The sequence below is a fragment of the Duganella sp. Leaf61 genome (assembly GCF_001421905.1).
Classification (GTDB): domain Bacteria; phylum Pseudomonadota; class Gammaproteobacteria; order Burkholderiales; family Burkholderiaceae_D; genus Rugamonas; species Rugamonas zoogloeoides.
In genome coordinates this window covers 694,409-716,808 of the sequence record NZ_LMLM01000012.1, presented here as the reverse complement: position 1 = coordinate 716,808, position 22,400 = coordinate 694,409, and the positions used below count along the sequence as shown (strand labels likewise).

At 65.3% G+C, this 22,400-nt stretch carries 21 protein-coding genes; 12 read left to right on the top strand and 9 right to left on the bottom strand.

Annotated features, from left to right (window positions below; all coding sequences use genetic code 11):
- The first annotated feature begins 212 nt into the window (after window positions 1-212).
- From ASF04_RS12065 to ASF04_RS12050, 4 genes are all read left to right on the top strand, one after another.
- Window positions 213-479, top strand: coding sequence for an exodeoxyribonuclease VII small subunit (locus ASF04_RS12065; RefSeq protein ID WP_056141603.1), 267 nt, complete (start codon window positions 213-215; stop codon window positions 477-479).
- Entirely contained in the window at window positions 476-1,372 is an 897-nt protein-coding gene (locus ASF04_RS12060; RefSeq protein WP_056141601.1) for a polyprenyl synthetase family protein, read from the top strand. The genes ASF04_RS12065 and ASF04_RS12060 overlap by 4 nt, the downstream gene beginning before the upstream one ends.
- Entirely contained in the window at window positions 1,373-3,250 is a 1,878-nt protein-coding gene (gene dxs, locus ASF04_RS12055) for a 1-deoxy-D-xylulose-5-phosphate synthase (RefSeq protein WP_056141599.1), read from the top strand.
- Window positions 3,251-3,446: 196 nt separating this feature from the next.
- A complete protein-coding gene (locus ASF04_RS12050; RefSeq protein WP_229205027.1) occupies window positions 3,447-4,181 on the top strand; it encodes a M48 family metalloprotease in 735 nt (244 codons plus the stop codon).
- A gap of 7 nt (window positions 4,182-4,188) precedes the next feature.
- Here the strand turns inward: ASF04_RS12050 and ASF04_RS12045 are convergent, their stop codons facing one another.
- The gene (locus ASF04_RS12045; protein WP_056142027.1) at window positions 4,189-5,460 is read right to left on the bottom strand and encodes an SGNH/GDSL hydrolase family protein; all 1,272 of its coding nucleotides are present in this window, start codon (window positions 5,458-5,460) and stop codon (window positions 4,189-4,191) included.
- Window positions 5,461-5,565: 105 nt separating this feature from the next.
- On the opposite strand from ASF04_RS12045, the gene ASF04_RS12040 reads away from it, so the two are divergent.
- Complete coding sequence (locus ASF04_RS12040; RefSeq protein WP_056141593.1) at window positions 5,566-6,495, top strand: LysR family transcriptional regulator; 930 nt, start codon at window positions 5,566-5,568, stop codon at window positions 6,493-6,495.
- Here ASF04_RS12040 and ASF04_RS12035 read toward each other — a convergent pair.
- Window positions 6,492-7,046: a cob(I)yrinic acid a,c-diamide adenosyltransferase gene (locus ASF04_RS12035; RefSeq protein WP_056141589.1), complete on the bottom strand. Its 555-nt coding sequence runs from the start codon at window positions 7,044-7,046 to the stop codon at window positions 6,492-6,494. The genes ASF04_RS12040 and ASF04_RS12035 overlap by 4 nt on opposite strands.
- Before the next feature lie 94 nt (window positions 7,047-7,140).
- On the opposite strand from ASF04_RS12035, the gene ASF04_RS12030 reads away from it, so the two are divergent.
- From ASF04_RS12030 to glcF, 3 genes are read left to right on the top strand one after another with little or no spacing between them, the layout of a single operon-like run.
- Complete coding sequence (locus ASF04_RS12030; RefSeq protein ID WP_056141586.1) at window positions 7,141-8,634, top strand: FAD-linked oxidase C-terminal domain-containing protein; 1,494 nt, start codon at window positions 7,141-7,143, stop codon at window positions 8,632-8,634.
- 10 nt (window positions 8,635-8,644) lie between these two features.
- On the top strand, window positions 8,645-9,769 hold the full coding sequence (gene glcE, locus ASF04_RS12025) for a glycolate oxidase subunit GlcE (RefSeq protein ID WP_056141584.1): 1,125 nt from the start codon (window positions 8,645-8,647) through the stop codon (window positions 9,767-9,769).
- Between the two features lie 11 nt (window positions 9,770-9,780).
- Complete coding sequence (glcF, locus tag ASF04_RS12020) at window positions 9,781-11,013, top strand: glycolate oxidase subunit GlcF (RefSeq protein WP_056141582.1); 1,233 nt, start codon at window positions 9,781-9,783, stop codon at window positions 11,011-11,013.
- On the opposite strand, the gene ASF04_RS12015 is transcribed toward glcF, so the two are convergent.
- The 4 genes from ASF04_RS12015 to ASF04_RS12000 form a co-directional block, all read right to left on the bottom strand.
- Window positions 11,005-13,563: a bifunctional diguanylate cyclase/phosphodiesterase gene (locus tag ASF04_RS12015; RefSeq protein WP_229205026.1), complete on the bottom strand. Its 2,559-nt coding sequence runs from the start codon at window positions 13,561-13,563 to the stop codon at window positions 11,005-11,007. The genes glcF and ASF04_RS12015 overlap by 9 nt on opposite strands.
- A 130-nt stretch (window positions 13,564-13,693) precedes the next feature.
- Window positions 13,694-14,182 (bottom strand): glutathione peroxidase, encoded by a 489-nt coding sequence (locus ASF04_RS12010; protein WP_056141576.1) that lies wholly within the window; start codon window positions 14,180-14,182, stop codon window positions 13,694-13,696.
- Between the two features lie 10 nt (window positions 14,183-14,192).
- Window positions 14,193-15,329, bottom strand: coding sequence for a PilT/PilU family type 4a pilus ATPase (locus ASF04_RS12005; protein WP_056141573.1), 1,137 nt, complete (start codon window positions 15,327-15,329; stop codon window positions 14,193-14,195).
- A 2-nt stretch (window positions 15,330-15,331) separates the two neighbouring features.
- Window positions 15,332-16,375 carry a type IV pilus twitching motility protein PilT gene (locus ASF04_RS12000; RefSeq protein ID WP_019924644.1) on the bottom strand — a complete coding sequence of 348 codons (1,044 nt, stop codon included), beginning with the start codon at window positions 16,373-16,375 and terminating at the stop codon, window positions 15,332-15,334.
- A gap of 51 nt (window positions 16,376-16,426) precedes the next feature.
- Between ASF04_RS12000 and ASF04_RS11995 the strand changes: the two genes are divergently transcribed.
- The 4 genes from ASF04_RS11995 to prfH all read left to right on the top strand — a co-directional run bounded on the left by ASF04_RS11995 (window position 16,427) and on the right by prfH (window position 20,069).
- Complete coding sequence (locus tag ASF04_RS11995; protein WP_056141570.1) at window positions 16,427-17,128, top strand: YggS family pyridoxal phosphate-dependent enzyme; 702 nt, start codon at window positions 16,427-16,429, stop codon at window positions 17,126-17,128.
- Window position 17,129: 1 nt separating this feature from the next.
- On the top strand, window positions 17,130-17,957 hold the full coding sequence (gene proC / locus ASF04_RS11990; RefSeq protein ID WP_056141567.1) for a pyrroline-5-carboxylate reductase: 828 nt from the start codon (window positions 17,130-17,132) through the stop codon (window positions 17,955-17,957).
- 295 nt (window positions 17,958-18,252) lie between these two features.
- Window positions 18,253-19,446 carry an RNA ligase RtcB family protein gene (locus ASF04_RS11985; protein WP_056141564.1) on the top strand — a complete coding sequence of 398 codons (1,194 nt, stop codon included), beginning with the start codon at window positions 18,253-18,255 and terminating at the stop codon, window positions 19,444-19,446.
- Window positions 19,446-20,069 carry a peptide chain release factor H gene (gene prfH / locus ASF04_RS11980; protein ID WP_056142025.1) on the top strand — a complete coding sequence of 208 codons (624 nt, stop codon included), beginning with the start codon at window positions 19,446-19,448 and terminating at the stop codon, window positions 20,067-20,069. The genes ASF04_RS11985 and prfH overlap by 1 nt, the downstream gene beginning before the upstream one ends.
- Window positions 20,070-20,083: 14 nt before the next feature.
- Here the strand turns inward: prfH and ASF04_RS11975 are convergent, their stop codons facing one another.
- From ASF04_RS11975 to ASF04_RS11965, 3 genes are all read right to left on the bottom strand, one after another.
- A complete protein-coding gene (locus ASF04_RS11975) occupies window positions 20,084-20,434 on the bottom strand; it encodes a YqjD family protein (protein ID WP_051120404.1) in 351 nt (116 codons plus the stop codon).
- A gap of 82 nt (window positions 20,435-20,516) precedes the next feature.
- Window positions 20,517-21,371 (bottom strand): 4-hydroxybenzoate octaprenyltransferase, encoded by an 855-nt coding sequence (gene ubiA / locus ASF04_RS11970; protein WP_056141560.1) that lies wholly within the window; start codon window positions 21,369-21,371, stop codon window positions 20,517-20,519.
- Window positions 21,372-21,431: 60 nt separating this feature from the next.
- Window positions 21,432-22,367 carry a hydrogen peroxide-inducible genes activator gene (locus tag ASF04_RS11965; RefSeq protein WP_056141557.1) on the bottom strand — a complete coding sequence of 312 codons (936 nt, stop codon included), beginning with the start codon at window positions 22,365-22,367 and terminating at the stop codon, window positions 21,432-21,434.
- Window positions 22,368-22,400 lie beyond the last annotated feature (33 nt).

Sequence of the window (22,400 nt, the reverse complement as noted above, 5' to 3'; positions counted from 1 at the left end):
AGGGCGCACGCGTCCAACTTGTAAGGAATTGCAAGAAATGCATGTACTTCACGTGGATGGTGGCGATTACGATAAAATCCGTCATCCGGCCGGGTGGCGTCCGTATTGTTCCACCGGAGTGGGTGGTTTGTTCTAAAATAACGGGCTACACTGCCTGGCAAGCTTTTTTGCCTTGAAACCTGAGTGACCATGTCTGAAAACGACGAATAACGATGTCTAAGAAATTATCTGCCGAAGCTGCAACGACCGCCGCCGCCGCCAACGTCTCGTTTGAAGAAGCGATGGCAGAGCTGGCCCAACTGGTTGCGAAAATGGAAGCCGGCCAGCTGCCGCTCGAAGCGTCGGTGGCCGCCTATGCGCGCGGTTCCGAGCTGGTCAAGCTGTGCGCGGCCCAGCTTGAAAAAGTGGAGTCCCAGGTCAAGGTGCTCGAGGGCGACATGCTCAAGCCATTCGAACAAACCGCCGAGGCCGAACAATGAGCGCCTCTTTTGATGACTGGATGAAAACCGTGCAAGCCGGTTCGGAACACGATTTATCGGGTTTCCTGCCGGCCGCCACTACCACGCCCACCAAGCTGCACGCAGCCATGCGCTACGCGCTGCTCGGTGGCGGCAAACGCGTGCGTCCGCTGCTGGTGTACGCGGCCGGTGCGCTGTTCGACGCCGATGCCGCCACCCTGGCGCGTGCGGCAGCAGCCGTGGAAATGATCCACGCCTATTCGCTGGTGCACGACGACATGCCCTGCATGGACGACGACGCGCTGCGCCGTGGCAAACCGACCGTGCACATCGCCTACGACGAAGCAACCGCGCTGCTGGTCGGCGACGCGCTGCAATCGCAGGCCTTCGTGGTGCTGGCCGAGGCCGACATCAGCGTGATTCCCCCGGCGCGCCTCGCTGCCATGTTGAAGGTGCTGGCCCATGCATCGGGCTCGGCCGGCATGTGCGGCGGCCAGGCCATCGACCTCGACAGCATCGGCCTGAGTTTGACCCTGGAACAACTGGAGCAGATGCACCAGCTCAAAACCGGCGCCTTGCTGCGCGCAGCCGTGGTGCTGGGCGCGCTGGCCGGTAAAGACCTCGACGCGGCCGAGATGGCCGCGCTGGACCAGTATTCGCGCGCCATCGGCCTGGCGTTCCAGGTGGTCGATGATGTGCTTGACGCCACCGCCGATTCGGCCACGCTGGGCAAGACCGCCGGCAAGGACGCGGCCGACAACAAGCCGACCTACGTGTCGATTTTGGGGCTGGAGCCATCGCGCGCGCTGGCAGAAACATTGCGGCTCGATGCGCACGCAGCGCTCGCGCCGTTCGGAGACAAGGCTCTGCGGTTACGCGAACTCGCGGATTTGATCGTGCAGCGGAAGGCATAAATGAACTTGCTAGAAAAAATAGATTCACCGGCCGACGTACGCGCACTGCCGTACCATCAACTCACGCCCCTGGCGCACGAACTGCGCGCCTACCTGCTCGACTCGGTGTCCAAGACGGGCGGCCATTTGTCGTCCAACCTGGGCACGGTCGAGCTGACGGTGGCGCTGCACTACGTGTTCAACACGCCGGAAGACCGCATCGTGTGGGACGTGGGCCATCAGACCTATTCGCACAAGATCCTCACCGGTCGCCGCAGCCGCATGCACACGCTGCGCCAGCTCGATGGCATCTCGGGCTTCCCCAAGCGCGACGAGAGCGAGTACGACACCTTCGGCACCGCCCACTCGTCGACGTCGATTTCGGCTGCACTGGGCATGGCGCAGGCGGCCAAGATCAAGGGCGAGCACCGCCACGCGATTGCCGTCATCGGCGACGGTTCGATGACCGCCGGCATGGCGTTCGAGGCGCTGAACAACGCCGGCGTCCAGGACGACATCAACCTGCTGGTGATCCTCAACGATAACGATATGTCGATTTCGCCGCCGGTCGGCGCGCTCAATCGCTACCTGGCGCGCCTGATGTCGGGGCAGTTCTACGCCGCCGCCAAGAACGTCGGCAAGTCGGTGCTGCCGGGCCCGGTGCTGGAACTGGCCAAACGCCTGGAAGAACACGCCAAGGGCATGGTGGTGCCTGCCACCATGTTCGAGGAATTCGGCTTCAACTACATCGGTCCCATCGACGGCCACGACCTCGATTCGCTAATTCCCACGCTGCAAAACATCAAGCAGCTCAAGGGGCCGCAATTCCTGCACGTGGTGACCAAGAAGGGCCAGGGCTACAAGCTGGCCGAAGCCGAACCGATCCTGTACCACGGCACCGGCAAATTCAACCCGGCCGAAGGCATCAAGCCGGCCACGGCGCCGGCCAAGATGACCTACACCGAAGTGTTCGGCAACTGGCTGTGCGACATGGCCGCTGCCGACAAAAAACTGGTCGGCATCACGCCGGCCATGCGCGAAGGTTCGGGCATGGTGCGCTTCGAACAGCAATATCCTGACCGTTACTTCGACGTCGGCATCGCCGAGCAGCACGCGGTCACCTTCGGCGCCGGACTGGCCTGCGAAGGCCTGAAGCCGGTCGTGGCGATTTATTCGACCTTCCTGCAACGCGGCTACGACCAGCTGGTGCACGACGTGGCGCTGCAAAATCTCGACGTCACGTTTGCGCTCGACCGCGCCGGTTTGGTCGGCGCCGACGGCGCCACCCACGCCGGTAACTACGACCTGGCCTACCTGCGCTGCATCCCGAACATGGTGATCATGGCCGCGTCGGACGAAAACGAATGCCGCCAGATGCTCACCACCGGCTACCGCTATCCGGGCCCGGCCGCCATCCGCTACCCGCGCGGCGCCGGCATCGGCGCAGCGATGGAGCAGGAACTGACCACCATTGCACTCGGTAAAGGCGAAATCAAGCGCCAGGGCGCCCGCATCGCGATCCTGGCATTCGGCTCGATGGTGGCGCCATCGGTTACCGCCGGCGAGGCGCTCAACGCCACGGTCGCCAATATGCGCTTCGTCAAACCGCTGGACGTGGAACTGGTCAAACAACTGGCCGCCAGCCACGACTACCTGGTGACGGTGGAAGAAGGCGCCATCATGGGCGGCGCCGGTGCAGCCGTGGCCGAAGCGCTGGCCGCCGAAGGCATCGTCAAGCCGCTGCTGATGCTGGGCCTGCCCGACAAGTTCATCGACCACGGCGATCCGGTCAAGCTGCTCTCCAGTGTCGGTCTCGATGCGGCCGGTATTACCGCGTCGATCAGGCAGCGCTTTGACAGCAGTGGCGACGAGCCACGGCTGGTGGTCAACAACGGCTAATCCGCGCCTTGCGTTCTTTCCGGCCGCGCCGTCCTGGCGCGGCCCGTCGTTCCCCAAAACAACACCCTTGATCTTTCTCATTGCCTTTAGGCTCGCTTGACCTATATTGATATAAATCGTTTATATCGGATGGCGCGAGGGAGGCAGCATGAATATGATCGCAGCCGGATACCCGGCCCGCTGTATGGTCCGATGTATGGCCCTATCAATGGTCCTGTGCCTGGTCGCGCATCGCGGGTACGCGCAGGTGCCGGAAACCGGCCGCTTCCAGGAACTCAGTTTCAGCGCCGAAGAAGTGGGCGCGCGCATGGAAGACCGCTATATCGACCAGGTGGTAGGCCTGGCGGCCGCCGGCAAGCTCGATGAAGACCGCGTGCTGCTGGCACGCCTGCGCCGCATTGCCGATGGCCTGGTGGCCGCCGCCGTGACGTTGAAGCCGGAAGCGGCACTATGGCAGTGGGAAGTGCACACCACGAGTGACCCGGGCGTCGATGCCTTGTGCATGGCGGGCGGAAAAATCCTGGTGGGCAGCACGTTTGTCCACGCAATGGCGCTGACCGACGGCGAACTGGCCACGCTGCTGGCGCACGAAGTGGCACACGCGGTGGCCGAACACCACCGCGAAACGCTGTCCGAAGCGATGTTCCTCAACCGTCCCCTGGCCCCGGTGGACGTGGTGATGGAGCGGCTCGACACCGACCTGTCGCTGCAATTGCGCCTGGCGCGGCTGTCCCGCCTGCAGGAATCGGAGGCCGACCAGTTGGGCATGCTGCTGGCCCACCGAGCCGGCTGGCGCGCCGACGATATGGTCAGCTTTTACCGCAAGCTCGCTGCTGGCGACGGCGCCGCGCTGTTCAGCGGGCATCCGGCCGCCGCGTCGCGCCTGAGCATGGCGCACGGGATGCGGCGGTTGCTGGAGGGCAGTCGTTAGCGCGTACTTACGGGTTAGCCAGGGAAATCCGTTCGAGCGTGATGGCCACTGCGGCAGCAATTGCTTCGTAACCGGCATCGCCCGGATGCAGGTGGTCGCCGCTGTCGAAGCGTGGCAGCAGGCGCGCCGGATGTTGCGGGTCGCGCAGCGCTGCATCGAGGTCGGTGACGGCGTCGAATTCTCCGCTGTCCCTTATCCAGCGATTGATGTCGCGCCGGATGGCCTCCTTGGCCGGCGTGTAGTAGCCGTCGAAAGGCGTGCCGTGCAGCGCGTCGTCGAACGGGGGCAGCGTGGCGCCGATGATGCGCACGCCGCGTGCGCGTGCCTGTGCGATCAACTGCCGGTACGCGGCGATCATGCGTGGCGCCGTCATTGGCGGCTCGTCCGGCGCGAAAGCGCTGCCCGGCCAGCCGATATCGTTGATTCCCAGTAGCACCACCACGGTCGTCACGCCCGGCTGGTCCAGTACATCGGGCGCAAACCTGGCGGCGGCGTTGGCGCCCATGCGGTCGCCCAGCAACCGCGCGCCGGAAATGCCGGCATTGACCACTGCGATACCTTTCCGTGCCATGGTTGCCGCCAGGTAGTCGGGCCAGCGCCGGTCCTGGTCGGGTGTGGAGCCGTTGCCGTCGGTGATCGAGTCGCCCAGTGCCACGATGACGTCGCGCCGGGTGTTGTTCTCCACCAGGATACCAGTCAGCAGCGCACGTCCGTGCAGGGCAATCGGCTGCCCGGTTGGCGCGGCGGTTGCATCGCCGTTGTGGATCCAGCCGGTTTGCTGCGCGCCCCAGTGGAAGGTGGCAAGTGGCGTCGCATGCGGCAGGTAGATGCTGATCGCCAGCTGCTCCAGCGCTGCCACGCGCAGGTCGACCGGATCGCTGACCAGCGGCGCACCCGGGGCGATCGTGGCCTGTGGCAGACCGCCAAAGGTCAGCGGCAGTCCCGTCGCAAAGGGCGCAAGTGCGCCGGTGTTGTCGTTGTCCCTTGCGGCGCGTGCCACCCGCGCCGCGCCGATGTGTATCGGCTGCGTGCCGTAGCGGTTGGACAGGACGATCCGCACCCGGTTGCCGCCCACGCTGATGCGCGCCGTCTCGCGCACTGTCTGCCGTGCCAGCAGCGCCGGCACACCGGTGGGCAAGGCGAAATCCGGTCCCCACGTTGCTTGCGGACTGGCGTACCAGGCCGCAGTCCAGGCCCCGCTGATGGCGAATGCCGGCAGCGTGGTCAGTGTGGTGGCCAGGGCAGCCAGTGCTGCCAGCTTGATCGTGCGTCGTACCATGATGTGCTCCATAAACCAGAAAAGCACACGATAGGTCATTCAAAATAAGCTGAGAAGACGCGTAGCCGGACTATACTTCATTCAAAAATGGAATGAGGTAAATCGATGGACACCATGCGTTCGTTGCGCTGCTTTGTGCGCGCTGTGGAATTGGGCAGCCTGACGGCCGTGGCGCGGGAGCAGGGCACCACGCAACCGACCGTGAGCAAACTGGTGGCTGCGCTCGAACGCGACCTGGGCGTGCGCCTGCTCGAGCGCAGCACCACCAGCTTGCACCCGACGCCCGATGGCCTCCGCTTTTACCAGCGCGCGCTGGGCGTGCTGGCGCAGTACCAGGAGGCCGTGGCCGAGGCGCGCGGCCAGACCGAGACGGCTTCCGGGCTGATACGGGTCAACGCGCCAGCCGCCTTCGGCCAGTTTCGCCTGAATGCCTTGCTGGCATCCTTCATGGCCGCGCATCCGCAGGTGGACATCGAATTGATACTGGACGATCGCATGGTGGACCTGGTGCGGGACGGCGTGGACATCGCGGTGCGCCAGGGAACCGAACTGCCGCCCGATGCCGTTGCCCGCGCGGTGGGCATATCGTCCCGCCAACTGGTGGCAGCGCCAGCGTACCTGCATGCGCGCGGCTCGCCGCAGCAGCTGCAGGACCTGGCCAATCATGACTACATCCGCTTTGCCTGGCTGGCCGAGGGCGACACGGTGACGCTGCACCACGGCGATGAAAAGGTATCGTTGATTACGCATGGGCGCTTGTGCGTGAATCACGCACTGGCCATCCGCGACAGCCTGGTGGCGGGAGGCGGCATTGGTCTGTGTCCGCTCTGGCTGGTGCAGGACATGCTCGACAGCGGCGCGCTCGTGCGCGTGCTGGCGCCATGGGAAGGCGCGCCGCAGCCCATGCACCTGCTGTCGCCTACGCGCCGCTACCAGCCGGTCAGGGCGCGGCTGTTGCTCGATTACCTGGAGCAGCAGATCCGCGACTTGCCAGGCTTCGGGGCCATGCCGGTGACCGCCGCGCGCGCGGTTTAACCGCGCTTGCGCTCATGCTGCCACAGCACATCGCTGCCACCGGCGTAGCGATTGAGCACGCGCGACAGCACGAACAGCAAATCCGACAGCCGGTTCACGTACTGGCGTGGATGCTCATGGATGGTTTCGGCTTTGCCGAGGGTGACGATGGCGCGTTCGGCGCGGCGGCACACGGTGCGGCACACGTGCGCCTGCGACGCGGCGCGCGAGCCGGCCGGCAAAATGAATTCGGTCAGCGCGGGCAGGGTGGCGTTGTACTTGGCCAGCAGCGTGTCGAGCCGCTCCACGTGCGCTTCGGTGATCATCTGGTAGCCGGGGATGCACAACTCGCCGCCGAGGTCGAACAGGTCGTGCTGGATCGTCACCAGCTCGTCGCGCAGGTCGGCGGGCATGTCTTCGCACAGCAGCAGGCCGAGATGCGAATTGAGTTCATCGACTTCGCCGATGCTGTGGATGCGCACGCTGTCCTTGTCGGTGCGGCTGCCGTCGCCGAGGCCGGTGGTGCCGCCGTCGCCGGTGCGGGTGGCGATTTTGGAGAGTCGGTTGCCCATGGTTGTTCCGGTTGGTTATGAGAGTCACGGAAGAATACAGCAGTTCCATTTTTTTGCTTACAATCGAGGCCTGTAGTGCTTCCAGGGCCCGTCCATGACTGTTGCGGTTTCAATCCGGCTTGACGAACTTGCCGCGCGGCGTGCGCAGGTGGCCGCTGCCCTGCTGCGGGTGCTGCCCGCGCGCGCCGTGCTCTCGGCCACCGAAGACACCCGTCCCTACGAATGCGACGGCCTGGCCGCCTACCGCCAGTTGCCGATGATCGTCGCGCTGCCCGACAGCGAGGCGCAGGTGGTGGCCGTGCTGCGCGTGTGTCGCGCGCTTGGCGTGCCGATCGTGCCGCGCGGCGCCGGCACCGGCCTGTCCGGCGGCGCCATGCCGATTGTCGATGGCGTGGTGCTGTCCACTGCGCGCCTCAACCGCATCGTGCGCCTCGACGCCTATTCGCGCACGGCGGTCGTGCAGCCCGGCGTGCGCAACGCCGCCATCTCGGAAGCGGCCGCGCCGCATGGCTTGTACTACGCGCCCGATCCGTCATCGCAAATCGCGTGCACCATCGGCGGCAACGTGGCGGAAAACTCGGGCGGCGTGCATTGCCTCAAGTACGGCCTCACCATCCACAACGTGCTGCGCGTGCGCATGGCCACCATCGATGGCGAGATCGTGGAACTGGGCGGTGCTGCGCTCGATTCGCCCGGCCTCGATTTGCTGTCGGTGTTCATCGGCTCCGAGGGCATGCTGGGCATCGTCACCGAGGTGACCGTCAAACTGATCCCCAGGCCGGCCGTGGCGCGCGTGATCATGGCGTCGTTCGCGCAGGTGGCCGATGGCTGCCACGCGGTGGCTGCGCTGATCGCCGCCGGCATCATCCCCGCCGGGCTGGAGATGATGGACCAGACCTCGTCGCGCATGGTCGAGCCGTTCGTCCATGCCGGCTACGATACCGACGCCGCCGCCATCCTGCTGTGCGAGGCCGATGGCACGGCCGAGGAAGTGGAAGAAGACATCGCCCGCATGTCGGCGGTGCTGGGCGCGGCCGGCGCGGTAGCCATCACGGTGTCGCAGTCGGAGGCCGAGCGCCTGCGCTTCTGGTCCGGGCGCAAAAACGCGTTTCCGGCGGCCGGCCGCATCTCGCCCGACTACTACTGCATGGACGGCACCATTCCGCGCAAGCGCCTGGGCGAGGTACTGGCCGGTATCGCCCAGATGGAAATCAGGTATGGCCTGCGCTGCGCCAACGTCTTCCACGCCGGCGACGGCAACCTGCATCCGCTGATCCTGTTCAACGCCAACATCCCCGACGAATTTGCCCGGGCAGAAAGCTTCGGCGCCGAAATCCTGGCGCTGTGCGTGGCCGTGGGCGGCACCATCACCGGCGAGCATGGCGTGGGCATCGAGAAGATCGATTCGATGTGCGCGCAGTTCGCGCCACTGGAGCTGGAGGCGTTTTTCGCGGTCAAGCGCGCGTTCGATCCGGCCGGCCTGCTCAACCCGGACAAGGCGATTCCCACCCTCAACCGCTGCGCGGAATTCGGCAAGATGCGGGTGCGCGGCGGCTTGCTGCCGTTCGCCCACCTGCCGCGCTTTTAAGGCGATGACCATGACCCAGACCGACATCGCCAGCGCCTTCAGCGCCCGCATCCTCGCCGCCACGCAAACCGGCCAGCCGCTGCGCCTGCGCGGCGGCGGCACCAAGGACTGGTACGGCGGCGCGCTGGCGGGGGAGGTGCTCGATACGCGCGCCTACACCGGTGTGGTGTCGTACGAGCCGACCGAACTGGTGATCACCGCGCGCTGCGGCACGCCGCTGGCCGAGATCGAGGCGCTGCTCGATCGCCACGAGCAGATGCTGGCATTCGAGCCGCCGCGCTTCGGGCCAAACTGCACCATCGGCGGCGTGGTGGCCAGTGCCCTGTCCGGGCCGCGCCGCGCCAATGCGGGCGCCGTGCGCGACTTCGTGCTGGGCGCGGTGCTGATGGATGGCAGCGGCGAGGCGCTGCGCTTCGGCGGCCAGGTCATGAAAAACGTGGCCGGCTACGACGTCTCGCGCCTGCTGGCCGGTTCGCTCGGCACGCTGGGCCTGATCCTCGAGGTGTCGCTCAAGGTGCTGCCCAAGCCCGTGTGCGAAGCGAGCCTGCGGTTTGAAATGAGCGAGATCGATGCACTTACCAGGCTGAACGAATGGGCCGGCCAGCCGCTGCCACTGTCCGCCAGTTGCTGGCATGACGGCGTGCTGACGCTGCGCCTGTCCGGCGCGCAGGCGGCGGTGGACGCGGCGCGGCGCAGACTGGGGGGCCAGGAGCTGGCCAGCACCGCGGGTGACGGCGCAGGCACTGCCACCCCGGCCACCAGCGCAGCAGCGGGCGCCGATGCAGCCGCGTTCTGGGCCGCGCTGCGTGACCAGAACCACGGTTTTTTCGACGGCGGCGCCGTATGGCGGCTGTCGGTGCCAGCGGCTGCCAGCGCCATCGTCAATGGCGGCGAGCAGTTGATCGAGTGGGGTGGGGCGCAGCGCTGGCTCAAGCTGGCCGATGGCAGTGCTGGTGATGCGGACGCCATTCGCCGCACGGCGGCAGCGGCGGGCGGTCATGCCACGCTGTACCGCGCGCAAGACAAGGCGCCCGGGGTGTTCCACCCGCTGGCGCCGGCCGTCGCCGCCATCCACCAGCGCCTGAAGGCCGCGTTCGACCCGGCCGGCATCTTCAACCCCGGACGCTTATATTGACCACCTGAGCCATGCAAACCAATCTCGCCGATTTTATCCAGCACACGCGCGAAGGCGAAGAGGCCGACGCGATCCTGCGCTCCTGCGTGCATTGCGGCTTTTGCACGGCCACGTGTCCCACGTACCAGCTGCTGGGCGACGAACTCGATGGCCCGCGCGGACGCATCTACCTGATCAAGCAGGTGCTCGAAGGCGAGCCCGTTACCGGTAAAACCCAGTTGCACCTCGACCGGTGCCTCACCTGCCGCAGCTGCGAAACCACCTGTCCGTCCGGCGTGCGCTACGGGCGCCTGCTCGACATCGGCCGCCAGGTGGTCGAGCAGCGCGTGCCACGTCCGGCCACCGAGCGTTTCAAGCGCTGGCTGTTGAAGGAAGCCCTGCCGCGCCGGGGCGTGTTTGCGGCGGCGCTGCGCGCGGGCCAGCTGTTGCGGCCCTTGCTGTCGCCCGCCTTGCAGGACAAGATCCCGGCGCGGCAGGCGGCCGGCAAGCTGCCCGCGCGCACCCACGCGCGCAAGATGCTGGCGCTGGCCGGCTGCACCCAGCCGGCCATGGCGCCCAACATCCACCACGCCGCTGCGCGCGTGCTCGATGCGGTGGGGGTGCAATTGATCGTCGCGCCCAAGGCCGGCTGCTGCGGCGCGCTGCGCCATCACCTGAACGACCAGCAGGCGGCGCTGGACGACATGCGCCGCAATATCGACGCCTGGTGGCCGTACGTGGAGCGGGGCGAGGTGGAAGGGATCGTGATGACGGCGTCCGGTTGCGGCGCCACCGTCAAGGAATACGGCCACTTGCTGGCGCACGACGTCGATTATGCGGCCAAGGCAGCGCGCATCGCCGCGCTCACGCGCGATCTGTCCGAGGTGATGCCGGAGTTCGAGGCGGAACTGGCACGGCGCGCTGCAATGATCGCGGAACGTGTGGCGTACCACCCGCCGTGCACGCTGCAGCACGGCCAGCAAATCCGTGGCAAGGTGGAAAGCGTGTTGCGCGCGGTGGGCGTGGACGTGGTGCTGTGCGCCGACAGTCACCTGTGTTGCGGCTCGGCGGGCACGTATTCGCTGCTGCAACCGGAATTGTCACTGCAACTGCGCGACCGCAAACTGGAAGCGCTGGCCGCTACCTGTGCGACCACCATCGTTTCGGCCAACGTGGGCTGCACGGCGCATTTGCAGTCGGGCACGCAGACGCCGGTGGTGCACTGGATCGAGCTGGTGGACCGGATGCTGGTCCGCTCAGGCTAGCGGGATCAGCGTGGTCGGTGGCGGCCCCATCATCTCCACCACCTCCTTGTGCAAACTCACGATCGGCGCCAGTTGCGCCGCTGCCTGCCACAACGGCGCACGGTGTTCAAACGCCGCCACCCAATCGAGCACCTCGTCCGCCGGCATCGGCCGGGCGATGCCGTAGCCTTGCACCAGGTCGCAGCCCAGGCGCATCAGCATGGCGCCGTGTTCCACCGTTTCCACGCCTTCGGCGATCACCGCGCGGCCGAACGACTTCGCCAGGCCGATCACCGCGCTCACCAGGTGCAGGTCGTCGCGGTCTTCCAGCATATTGCGCACGAAGCTCTGATCGATCTTCAGCACGTCGGCGGGGAGGCGTTTCAGGTACGACATCGACGAGTAGCCGGTGCCGAAATCGTCGAGTGCGAAACCGATGCCCAGCGCCTGGCAATCCTGCATGATGGTGCGCACATGGTTGATGTCCGACAGCGCCGACGACTCCAGGATTTCCAGCTCCAGCATGTGCGGCGGCACGTCGGGGAACTCGGACAGGATGGCGGTGATGCGCTCGACAAAATCGGCGCGCTGGAAATGGCGCGCGGCGATATTGACGCTGATGACCCAGTCCGGATCGGCATGGCGCCATTGCTGCAACTGGCGCAGTGCCTCGCGCAGCACCCATTCGCCGATGTCGATGATGACGTCGCTGTGTTCGACGATGGGCAGGAACTCCATCGGCGCCACGATGCCGCGTTGCGGATGCTCCCAGCGCAGCAGCGCTTCCATGCCGATGATGCGGCCGCGCCGCATGTTCAGCTTGGGCTGGTAGAACAGCCGCAGCTCGCCGGCGCGCAGTGCCGCGCGCACCTCGGTGCGGCGGTTGTGGTGGGTGCGCACCTGTTCGTCCAGGTCGGCGTCAAAAAAGTGATAGCGGTTGCGGCCCATGATCTTGGCCTGGTACAGTGCCTGGTCGGCCTGGCGCAACAGGCTGTCGGCACTGGCCTCGTTGCCGGTGTAAACCGCGATGCCCACGCTGGCCGACATCGCCACCGGCTTGGCGTCGCACGTGTAGTCGCGAGATAGCGCTATCAACAGCTTGTCCATCGCTTGCTCCACATCGCCGCGTCCGCGCAGTTCCGGCAGCAGCAGCACGAATTCGTCACCGCCCAGGCGCGCCACGTAGTGGCGCTGTCCGGCGAAGTCGTGCAAGCGGCTGGCGGCCTGCTTGAGCACTTCGTCACCGGTGAGCTGGCCGAGCAGGTCGTTTACCTGCTGGAAGTGATCGAGGTCGAACAGGCATACCGCCAGCAGGTAGTTGTGTTCGCGCGCGCGCGTGACTTCGTTTTCGAAGCGGGCCGCCAGTGCGGTGCGGTTGGGCAGACCGGTGAGGATGTCGTGATTGCTCTGCCACGAGATCTGCTGCATCAGCTGGCGCCGTTCCGTCACGTCGCGGAACACCAGCACCGAGCCTTCCACCTTGCCCTGGGCGGTGCGGATGGCGTTGGCCGTGTATTCCACCGTCAGGGCCCGGCCCGAGCGGTGGCGCAGGCTCTGGTTGCCCACCTTGATCACTTCGCCGCCGGCATACAGCGCCGCCATCGACTTGAGCAGCGAATGCTGGCCGAAGTTATTCGCCAGCACGAACACCTGGTGCAGCTCCCGGCCGCGCGCACGCGACTCGGGCCAGCCGGTGAGCTGCTGCGCCGCCTCGTTGATGGTCTCGATACGGCCCGTCAGGTCGGTGGTGATGACGGCGTCGCCGATCGACGCCAGCGTCACTTCGATGCGCTCCTTCTGCGCCTGCAGTTGTTCCTGCGCGCGCAAGGTGCGGTCCAGTTGTTCGCTGAGGCTTTTCTGGCTGTCCTGCAGCTTGTCCACCAGCGCCTGCACCCGCTGCGCCATGTTGTTGAAGGTCTCGGCCAGCATGCGGGCCTCCAGCGTGCCGGACACCTTCATGCGGGTGGCATAGTCGCCGCCATGAAAGCGGATGGTGGCGGCATTGAGCTGCTTGAGCATGCGCTTGTTGACGAAGATGATGAAGCCGAGCAGGGTGTAGATGATGAGGATGTTGGTGGCCGAGATCACCGCCTGCTGGCGCAGCGTGCGCCATACGTCGGCCAGCGGCAAGGTCGGCTCGAACGCCAGTTGCAGGCTGGCGTCGCCGATGCGCACGCTCTGGCGTATCGGTTGCAGCGCCTCGATGGTGCCGAACCAGGCCGGATAGGACGGCAGCGGCACTGGCGCGCGGCGGGCTTCGAGGTGGCCGCCTGGGAAGTCGAGCGAGAGTGCGGTCAGGTCGGCGTTGAGCCGCAGCGCGTCGTGCAGGGTGCGTTCGATCGCAACCCGGCCGGAGGCTTGCACCGCCGGCCGCAAGGTGTTGTGCAGATAGGTGACCAGTTCGCTGGCGCCGTGCTGGTAGCGCGCACTGGCGCTCGTGGTCTCCGACTCGAAAATCATCGAATATCGCACGACCAGCACCAGCGTGATGATGACGAAGATGGGCAGGAACAAGCGCGCATACACGCCCATCCGTAACCATGGCGCCAGGAGTTTTCCAAACAGGGACATAGTTAACGTTTCACGTTGGGAAATGACCGAAGACCATTATTACTGAAAAGTTAACCTAAAGCACGGTTTTAACCTATCGTTTTCACGATTTTACTTTCCGTGATGCACAAATCGTTGCTGCGTGAGTCAATTATTGTCCCGCCAGCAGCTTTTCGATGTCGGCGACGATGCTTTCCGGCTTGGTGGTGGGGGCATAACGGGCAAACACGGTGCCGTCCTTGCGGACCAGGAACTTGGTGAAATTCCACTTGATGCGTTCGGTGCCGAGGATGCCCGGTGCATCGTGTTTCAGCTTGGCGAACAGCGGGTGGGCAGCGTCGCCGTTGACGTCGATCTTGGCGAACAGCGGAAAGGTGACGCCGTAGTTCTTTTCGCAGAAGGCGCCGATCTCGCTGGCGCCGCCCGGCTCCTGGGCGCCGAACTGGTTGCAAGGGAAACCCAGCACCTCCACGCCCTTGTCTCGAAACTGCTGGTACACGGCTTCCAGCCCCTTGTACTGCGGCGTGAAGCCGCACTGGCTGGCGGTATTGACGATCAGGAGCACCTTGCCCTGGTACCGGCGCAGGTCCACCGGCGCGCCGGCCAGGTCGTTGGCGGTGAAGTCGTAGATGCTGCTCATAATGTGAAACTCATAAGATGCCCAGTTCTCTGGCGCCGGCAGGCGGCGCCTGCTCGGGCGTGGTTTTGCTTTCAAGCTTGATGGCCAGGCGCAGGTCGTTGACCGAATCGGCGTTGCGCAGCGCGTCTTCGTACGTGATCAGCCCCGCCTCGTGCAGGTCGAACAGCGACTGGTCGAAGGTCTGCATGCCCAGCTCGCGCGATTTTTTCATCAGCTCCTTGATGTCGTGCACCTGGCCCTTGAAGATCAGATCCGAGATCAGCGGCGTATTGAGCAGGATTTCGATTGCCACCGCGCGCCCCGGCGCGCCCTTGCGCGGCACCAGCCGCTGCGAAACCAGTCCCTTGAGGTTGAGCGACAAATCCATCAGCAGCTGCTGGCGGCGTTCCTCGGGGAAGAAGTTGATGATGCGGTCGAGCGCCTGGTTGGCGCTGTTGGCGTGCAGCGTGGCCAGGCACAGGTGGCCGGTCTCCGCAAACGCGATCGCGTGGTCCATGGTTTCGCGGTCGCGGATCTCGCCGATCTGGATCACGTCCGGCGCCTGGCGCAGCGTGTTCTTGAGCGCCGTCTCCCAGTCGTCGGTATCGACCCCCACTTCGCGCTGGGTCATGATGCAGTTCTTGTGCGGGTGGACGAATTCCACCGGGTCTTCGATGGTGATGATATGGCCGTAGCTGTTCTCGTTGCGGTAGCCGACCATGGCGGCCAGGGTGGTGGATTTGCCGGAACCGGTGGCGCCCACCATGATCACCAGGCCGCGCTTGGCCATCACCACTTCCTTCAGCACCTCCGGCAGGCCCAGGTTGTTCAGGTCGGGGATGGTGCTGGTGATCACCCGCAGCACCATGCCTACCGACCCCATTTGCACGAACGCCGACACGCGGAAGCGTCCGAGGTCGGGCGGGCTGATGGCGAAGTTGGCTTCCTTGGTCTGCTCGAACCCGGCGGCCTGCTTGTCGTTCATGATGGCGCGCGCCAGGTCCAGCGTGTGCGCAGGCGTGAGCGCCTGCTGCGACATCGGGGTCATCTTGCCGTCGATTTTCATCGCGGGCGGAAAACCGGCGGTGATGAACAGGTCCGACCCTTTTCTCGCCAGCATATTGCGCAGCAGGTCGAACATGAATTTTGAAGCGTTGTCGCGTTCCATGATCAGCCCGGGAAGTTGTCGGGGGTCTTGGCCGCGCTGCGCGCGGTGGCCGACGCGATCACGTTGCGGCGCACCAGGTCCGTCAGGTTCTGGTCCAGCGTCTGCATGCCGAAGTTGCTGCCGGTCTGGATCGCCGAATACATCTGCGCGATCTTCGCTTCGCGGATCAGATTGCGGATGGCCGGCGTGCCCACCATGATTTCATGCGCGGCCACGCGCCCGCTGCCGTCCTTGGTCTTGAGCAGGGTCTGCGAGATCACCGCCTGCAGGGACTCGGACAACATGGCGCGCACCATTTCCTTTTCCTCGGCCGGGAATACATCGACGATACGGTCGATGGTCTTGGCGGCCGACGACGTGTGCAGGGTGCCGAACACCAGGTGGCCCGTTTCGGCGGCCGACAGCGCCAGGCGGATGGTTTCCAGGTCGCGCAATTCGCCTACCAGGATGCAGTCCGGGTCTTCGCGCAGCGCCGAGCGCAGCGCATTACTGAACGAATGCGTGTGCGGCCCCACCTCGCGCTGGTTGATCAGGCATTTTTTCGAGTCGTGCACGAATTCGATCGGGTCTTCGATCGTCAGGATGTGGCCATGCTCGGTCTCGTTGAGATGGTTGACCATGGCCGCCAGCGTGGTCGATTTGCCCGAACCGGTAGGGCCGGTCACCAGCACCAGGCCGCGCGGTTTCAAGGCGAAATCGGCAAAGATCTTGGGCGCGTTCAGCTCTTCGAGCGTGAGGATTTTCGACGGGATGGTGCGGAACACCGCCGAGGCGCCGCGCTCCTGGTTGAAGGCGTTGACGCGAAAACGCGACAGGCCGGGAATCTCGAACGAAAAGTCGATCTCCAGGCGTTCTTCATAGACCTTGCGCTGGCCGTCGTTCATGATGTCATAGATCATGCGGTGCACTTCCTTGTGCTCGAGCGCATCGACGTTCAGGCGCCGCACGTCGCCGTGCACGCGCAGCATCGGCGGCAGCCCGGCCGAAAGGTGCAGATCCGAGGCCTTGTTCTTGACGGAGAATGCGAGAAGTTCGGAAATGTCCATTTATAATCCTTGTGCCTGACTTTAACGATTGCCTGAAGAGCCCCAACGATTATGTCCCCGATCCCCCAGAACTTGCAAGCTGTCACCGCGTCTATCGTTGCTGCCGCCGCCGAAGCGGGCCGCGCCCCGGACGCCGTGCGGCTGCTGGCCGTGTCCAAGACTTTCGGGCCGCAAGCCGTGCACGAGGCGGTGGCCGCCGGCCAGCGCGCCTTCGGCGAAAACTACCTGCAAGAGGGCGTGGACAAGATCCGCGCGCTCAAGGACCTTGGCGCGCCCGCGCTGGAATGGCATTTCATCGGCCCGATCCAGAGCAACAAGACCCGCCCGATTGCGGAAAACTTCGACTGGGTGCATACGGTGGAGCGCGAAAAGATCGCCCAGCGCCTGTCCGAGCAACGCCCCGAAGGCTTGGCGCCGCTGCAAATCTGCCTGCAAGTCAATATCAGCGGGGAGGCCAGCAAGAGCGGCGTGGCCCCGCACGAACTGGCGGCGCTGGCCCACAAGGTCGCAGCGCTGCCCAATCTCACCCTGCGCGGCCTGATGGCGATCCCCGAGCCGGCCGAGCAATTCGAACAACAACGCGCGGCGTTCGCGCAACTGCGCGCGCTGTACGATCAACTGCGCGCCGCCGGCCTGGCGCTCGATACGCTGTCGATGGGCATGTCGTCCGACCTGCGCGCGGCGGTGGTCGAAGGCGCCACCATCGTGCGCGTGGGCTCCGCCATATTCGGTGCAAGACAATACAAGGAATAAGATGAAAATCGCATTTATCGGCGGCGGCAACATGGCCTCCGCCCTGATCGCCGGCCTGGCCGGCAAACTGACCGCCGGCGCCAACATCCACGTGGTGGACCCGAACGCCGACGCGCTGGACCGCCTGCGCACCCAGTACGGCGTCACCACCGCCACGGCGGCCGACGCCGATGCAGCGGTAGCGGCCGCCGACGTCATCGTGCTGGCGGTCAAACCGCAAAGCATGCGCGACGTCGCGGCGCAACTGCGGCCGCTGATCGACACCGCGCGCCAGCCCCTGGTCGTCTCGATCGCCGCCGGCATCCGCAGCGCCGACCTGGCGCGCTGGCTCGGTTACGGCGCCATCGTGCGCTGCATGCCCAACACGCCGGCCCTGATCGGCATGGGCATCACCGGCATGACCGCCACCGCCGGCGTCTCTGTGCAGCAGAAGCAGGCGGCCGACGACATCCTGCGCGCGGTGGGCCCCACCGTGTGGCTGGACGATGAAGCGCAGATCGATGCGGTGACCGCCATTTCCGGCAGCGGCCCGGCGTACGTGTTCTACTTCATCGAAGCGATGCAGCAGGCGGCAAAAGAACTGGGACTCTCCGACGAGCAGGGCACGCAACTGGCGCTGGCCACGTTCGCGGGCGCCGCGCAACTGGCCACGCAATCGAGCGAACCGGTTTCGCTGCTGCGCGAGCGCGTGACGTCCAAGGGCGGCACCACGTACGCGGCATTGACCAGCATGGAGCAGAGCGGCGTCAAGGCGGCCATCGTCAACGGCGCCAAAGCTGCCGCCGCGCGCGGCAAGGAGCTTGGTGACGAACTGGGCGCCGCCGGCTGAAGTGTCGCAAGGCCCGCGCTGCGTTTTTTTAATGCGCGGACCCCAAAAAATCCCTTGTCGCCGCTGCGATATTCACCTACGATAGACATCCACTTCCATCCACCCATTCTGAAAGGAGATCACCATGCATCACATCGTCGCCATCACTCCTTTCCTGGGCCTGGCTGCTTACTTCCCGGACTGATCCGCCTGCGCTGATGCGTTAGCGCGTACTTCCGCAAGTTCTACAACCTCACGGCATTGCCGTTGCACCGCCACGCCCAATCCTCGTTCTATTTTTCAGGATAGGCTCCTCATGGGCAATTTTATTCAAGTGTTATCCGATCGTTTAACGATCGTCGCGTCCGAGCGCCTGTGGCTCGAAGGCGCAGCAATACAACAGGCGCAAACCACTGCCGGCTTGCCCGGCATGCGGCGCGTGGTCGGCTTGCCCGACCTGCATCCGGGACGCGGCTACCCGGTTGGCGCAGCGTTTTTCTGCGAGGGCGTGCTGTACCCGGCCCTGGTGGGCAACGACATCGGCTGCGGCATGGGCTTGTGGCAAACCGACCTGTTGGCCGGCAAAGCGCGGCTCGACAAGCTGGACAAGCAAATCGGCAATCTCGACGCACCCCTCGACGACCACGAGTGGCAGCTGCTGCATGCACGTGATCCGCAACTGGCGGCGCGGCTGGCGATGGTGACCGGGGCGCTGGCCGCCGCCGGACTCGATCCTGTTCATCTGCGGTCGCTCGGCACCATCGGGCGCGGCAACCATTTCGCCGAGCTGCAAGTGATCGACCGCGTGGCCTGTGCCGAGTCGCTGGCGTCCACCGCGCTCTCGTCCAAACACGTGCAACTGCTGGTGCACAGCGGCTCGCGCGGACTGGGGCAGGCGATCCTGGCTGCGCACATCGAAGCGTGCTCGCACGACGGCTTGCCAGCGGGCGGGGAGGCGGCACAGGATTACCTGCGCCGGCATGACGCCGCCGTGCGCTTCGCGGAACTGAACCGCGCGGTGATCGCCGCCCGCATCCTGCACCGGCTGCGGTGCGAGGCAGTGCCGGTGCTGGACGTGAACCACAACACCGTCACGTCGGCGCAGATCGACGGCACCGACGGCTGGCTGCACCGCAAGGGCGCCACGCCGTCCGACCAGGGCCTGGTGATGTTGCCGGGCTCGCGCGATGATTACAGCTACCTGCTGGCGCCGGTGGCGGAACACGGCGCGCTCAGTTTGCACTCGCTCGCGCATGGGGCAGGGCGCAAGTGGCAGCGCGGCGAATGCAAGGGGCGCCTGGTCAGGCTGGCCACACCCGCCCAGCTCAGTCGCACGGCACTGGGCGGACGCGTGATCTGCAATGACAAGGCGCTGATTTACGAGGAGGCGCCGCAGGCGTACAAGAACGTCGAGTCGGTGCTGGGCAGCCTGGTGGGCGCGGGGCTGGTGCGTGAAGTCTGTCGCAGCAAGCCGCTGCTCACGTATAAAACCCGTGGGGAGTGCTGCTGATGATCTGGCTGCAATTGAGCGCGAATACGGGACCGGCAGAATGCTGCCTGGGCGTGGCCAAGGCCGTCAACCGGGTGCTGGCGGAGGCGCCCGCCATGGGCGTGACAGTGAGCGTGATCGAGCAGGTGGACGGCCCGGTGCCGGGCACGCTGCGCTCGATCCTGCTGCAACTCGAGGGAGCAAACGACCACGATCTGCTGCTGGCGCGGCGCTGGTGCGGCAGCCTGCTGTGGGTGAACCAGAGCCCGTACCGGCCACAGTGCCGGCGCAAGAACTGGTTCCTGCATGGCGCGGCGTGGGCGCCACCGGAGGCGCCGGTCGATGGTGGCGACATCCGCTACGAGGCCACGCGCGCCTCGGGACCGGGCGGCCAGCATGTGAACAAGACCGACAGCGCCATCCGCGCCACGCACGTGGCCAGCGGCTTGACGGTGAAGGTGCAGTCGCAGCGCAGCCAGCACGCCAACAAGAAGCTGGCGGCGCAGCTGCTGGCCAGCAAGCTGGCAGGACTGATGGCGCAAGCCAATGAAACAAGCCGGTCCGCCCGTCACTGGCAGCACCACAATGCCGAGAGGGGCAATGCGGTGCGCAGCTTCGAGGGGACCGGCTTTATCGAGCGTTAGTACCGGTGGGGAGCTTAGCGGCGCGAGACCAGCAGGCCTGCCAGCAGGCCGATGGCTGCGCCGATGCCCACTGCTTTCCACGGGTTGTCGTGCACGTAGACGTCGGCCTGGCGGGCGGCGTCGCGGCTGTGGGCCAGGACCGTGTCTTCGAGCTTGCGCAGGTCGATACGGGCGTTGCGCAGCGAGTCTTCGAAACGCGTGCGTGCTTCCGAGATCGCTTCGCCGGCCTTGTCGCTGGCCTCGCTGATATAGTCTTGCGCGTCGTGGGCGGCGGTTTTCACACCGGCGACTACCTTGTCGCGCGCTGCGCTGCTGGCATCCTTGATCTCGCCCAGGGTACCGTTGCCGTTTTGTGGTTGATTCATATTCACCTCGTCGTTATCGCTGCGGTAGAAAAAAAATACCCAAAAGTGCCCATGCCAAGTGCTTGCGGGATACCGCAAACGCTTAGCGCACGACGTAGTCTAACGCGATACCGCCAAATACCGCCGCACCCAACCAATTGTTGTGGCGAAAGGCATAAAAGCACGCGTCGCGTTCGCGTCCGCGTATCAAGGTGTAGTGATAGACGGCAATGCCGGCCGCCACCACCAGTCCGGCCAGGAACCACACGCCCATTCCCATCTGCAAGCCCACCCACAGCAGCAGCAGCAGGTGCACCGCGTAGCACACCATGATGGCAGCGACGTCGTATCGGCCGAAAGTGATCGCCGAGGTCTTGATGCCGATTTTCAGGTCGTCGTCGCGGTCCACCATCGCGTACTCGGTGTCGTACGCCACCGCCCAGAACACGTTACCGATCAACAGCACCCACGCCACCATTGGCACCGTATCCTGGATCGCCGCGAACGCCATCGGGATGCCGAAGCCGAACGCGATGCCCAGGTACGCTTGCGGAATCGCGAAGAAGCGCTTGAAGTACGGGTAGGTGCCGGCGATGATCAGCGCCGCTACCGACAGTTGCTTGGTCAGCGCATTGAGCGGCAGGATCAGGCAGAACGAGATCAGCGCCAGCAGGCCGGCGATGGCCAGCGCTTCCTTGCCGCTCACGCGGCCGCTGGTGATGGGGCGGTTCACGGTGCGCTTGACGTGGCGATCGAAGTCCTGGTCGGCGTAGTCGTTCATGGCGCAGCCGGCCGAGCGCATGAGCAGGGTGCCGAGCGAGAAAATCAGCACCAGCACCAGGTTGGGCCGGCCGTCGGAGGCCAGCCACAATGCGCACAGGGTGGGCCACAGCAGCAGCAGCGTGCCGATCGGTTTGTCCAGGCGGACCAGGCGGAAATACAGGGCAAGCTTGTTCATCGAATGGCGTGTCGGCGACGGTGAAATAACAGTAAGGCCGCCATTATCGCAAATATCGTGTCAAGGCTCTTCGCACAGGTTGGTAATGCCGGGCAGGTTGCACGCGGCAACCACGTCGCACACGGCGTCGATGGCCGCCTTGCGGGTAAAACTCTTGCGCCAGACAATGACCACGCGGCGCGACGGCGCCGGCGTTTCGAAAGGACGGAACTGCAGCATGCCGTCGTTGGCGTTCATGTCCGGCACCGAGGCGCGCGGCAGCACGGTCAGGCCGATGCCGCTTGAGACCATGTGGCGGATGGTTTCCAGCGACGAGCCCTCGAACGTGCGCTGCATGCCGTTGCCGGGCGTGGAGAAGCGCGCCATTTCCGGGCACACTTCCAGCACCTGGTCGCGGAAGCAGTGACCGTTGCCGAGCAAGAGCATGTTTTCGGATTTGAGGTCGTTGGCGGGAATGGCGCGGCGCTTGGTCCACGGGTGGTGGGCCGGCATGGCCACCACGAACGGTTCGTCGTACAGCGCCTGCATGGTCATGCCGTGGTCGGGCAGCGGCAGCGCCATGATGGCGGCATCGAGCTCGCCCTGGCGCAGCATCTCGAGCAGGCGCACCGTAAAATTCTCCTGCAGGATCAGGGGCATCTGCGGCACCTTGTCGATCATGCCTTTTACCAGCGGCGGCAGCAGGTACGGGCCGATGGTGTAGATCACGCCGAGACGCAGCGGGCCGGCCAGCGGATCCTTGTTCTGTTTTGCCAGTTCCTTGATGGCGGCGGTCTGTTCGAGCACCAGCTCGGCCTGGGCGATGATTTGCGCGCCCAGCGGCGTGACCGAGATCTCGGCGCCACCGCGTTCGAACAGCACCACGCCCAGTTCATCCTCGAGCTTCTTGATGGCGACCGACAGCGTGGGCTGTGCAACGTAGCAGGCTTCGGCCGCGTGGCCGAAGTGTTTCGCTCTTGCGACGGCGACAATATATTTCAGTTCGGTCAGTGTCATGTGAGGTATTTGAACACAGGCGATGGGGGGATG

Coding starts and splice junctions, on each gene's coding strand:
- ASF04_RS12065 (WP_056141603.1), top strand. CDS start 213: ATGTCTAAGAAATTATCTGCCGAAGCTGCAACGACCGCCGCCGCCGCC.
- ASF04_RS12060 (WP_056141601.1), top strand. CDS start 476: ATGAGCGCCTCTTTTGATGACTGGATGAAAACCGTGCAAGCCGGTTCG.
- dxs (WP_056141599.1), top strand. CDS start 1,373: ATGAACTTGCTAGAAAAAATAGATTCACCGGCCGACGTACGCGCACTG.
- ASF04_RS12050 (WP_229205027.1), top strand. CDS start 3,447: ATGGCCCTATCAATGGTCCTGTGCCTGGTCGCGCATCGCGGGTACGCG.
- ASF04_RS12045 (WP_056142027.1), bottom strand. CDS start 5,460: ATGGTACGACGCACGATCAAGCTGGCAGCACTGGCTGCCCTGGCCACC.
- ASF04_RS12040 (WP_056141593.1), top strand. CDS start 5,566: ATGGACACCATGCGTTCGTTGCGCTGCTTTGTGCGCGCTGTGGAATTG.
- ASF04_RS12035 (WP_056141589.1), bottom strand. CDS start 7,046: ATGGGCAACCGACTCTCCAAAATCGCCACCCGCACCGGCGACGGCGGC.
- ASF04_RS12030 (WP_056141586.1), top strand. CDS start 7,141: ATGACTGTTGCGGTTTCAATCCGGCTTGACGAACTTGCCGCGCGGCGT.
- glcE (WP_056141584.1), top strand. CDS start 8,645: ATGACCCAGACCGACATCGCCAGCGCCTTCAGCGCCCGCATCCTCGCC.
- glcF (WP_056141582.1), top strand. CDS start 9,781: ATGCAAACCAATCTCGCCGATTTTATCCAGCACACGCGCGAAGGCGAA.
- ASF04_RS12015 (WP_229205026.1), bottom strand. CDS start 13,563: ATGTCCCTGTTTGGAAAACTCCTGGCGCCATGGTTACGGATGGGCGTG.
- ASF04_RS12010 (WP_056141576.1), bottom strand. CDS start 14,182: ATGAGCAGCATCTACGACTTCACCGCCAACGACCTGGCCGGCGCGCCG.
- ASF04_RS12005 (WP_056141573.1), bottom strand. CDS start 15,329: ATGGAACGCGACAACGCTTCAAAATTCATGTTCGACCTGCTGCGCAAT.
- ASF04_RS12000 (WP_019924644.1), bottom strand. CDS start 16,375: ATGGACATTTCCGAACTTCTCGCATTCTCCGTCAAGAACAAGGCCTCG.
- ASF04_RS11995 (WP_056141570.1), top strand. CDS start 16,427: ATGTCCCCGATCCCCCAGAACTTGCAAGCTGTCACCGCGTCTATCGTT.
- proC (WP_056141567.1), top strand. CDS start 17,130: ATGAAAATCGCATTTATCGGCGGCGGCAACATGGCCTCCGCCCTGATC.
- ASF04_RS11985 (WP_056141564.1), top strand. CDS start 18,253: ATGGGCAATTTTATTCAAGTGTTATCCGATCGTTTAACGATCGTCGCG.
- prfH (WP_056142025.1), top strand. CDS start 19,446: ATGATCTGGCTGCAATTGAGCGCGAATACGGGACCGGCAGAATGCTGC.
- ASF04_RS11975 (WP_051120404.1), bottom strand. CDS start 20,434: ATGAATCAACCACAAAACGGCAACGGTACCCTGGGCGAGATCAAGGAT.
- ubiA (WP_056141560.1), bottom strand. CDS start 21,371: ATGAACAAGCTTGCCCTGTATTTCCGCCTGGTCCGCCTGGACAAACCG.
- ASF04_RS11965 (WP_056141557.1), bottom strand. CDS start 22,367: ATGACACTGACCGAACTGAAATATATTGTCGCCGTCGCAAGAGCGAAA.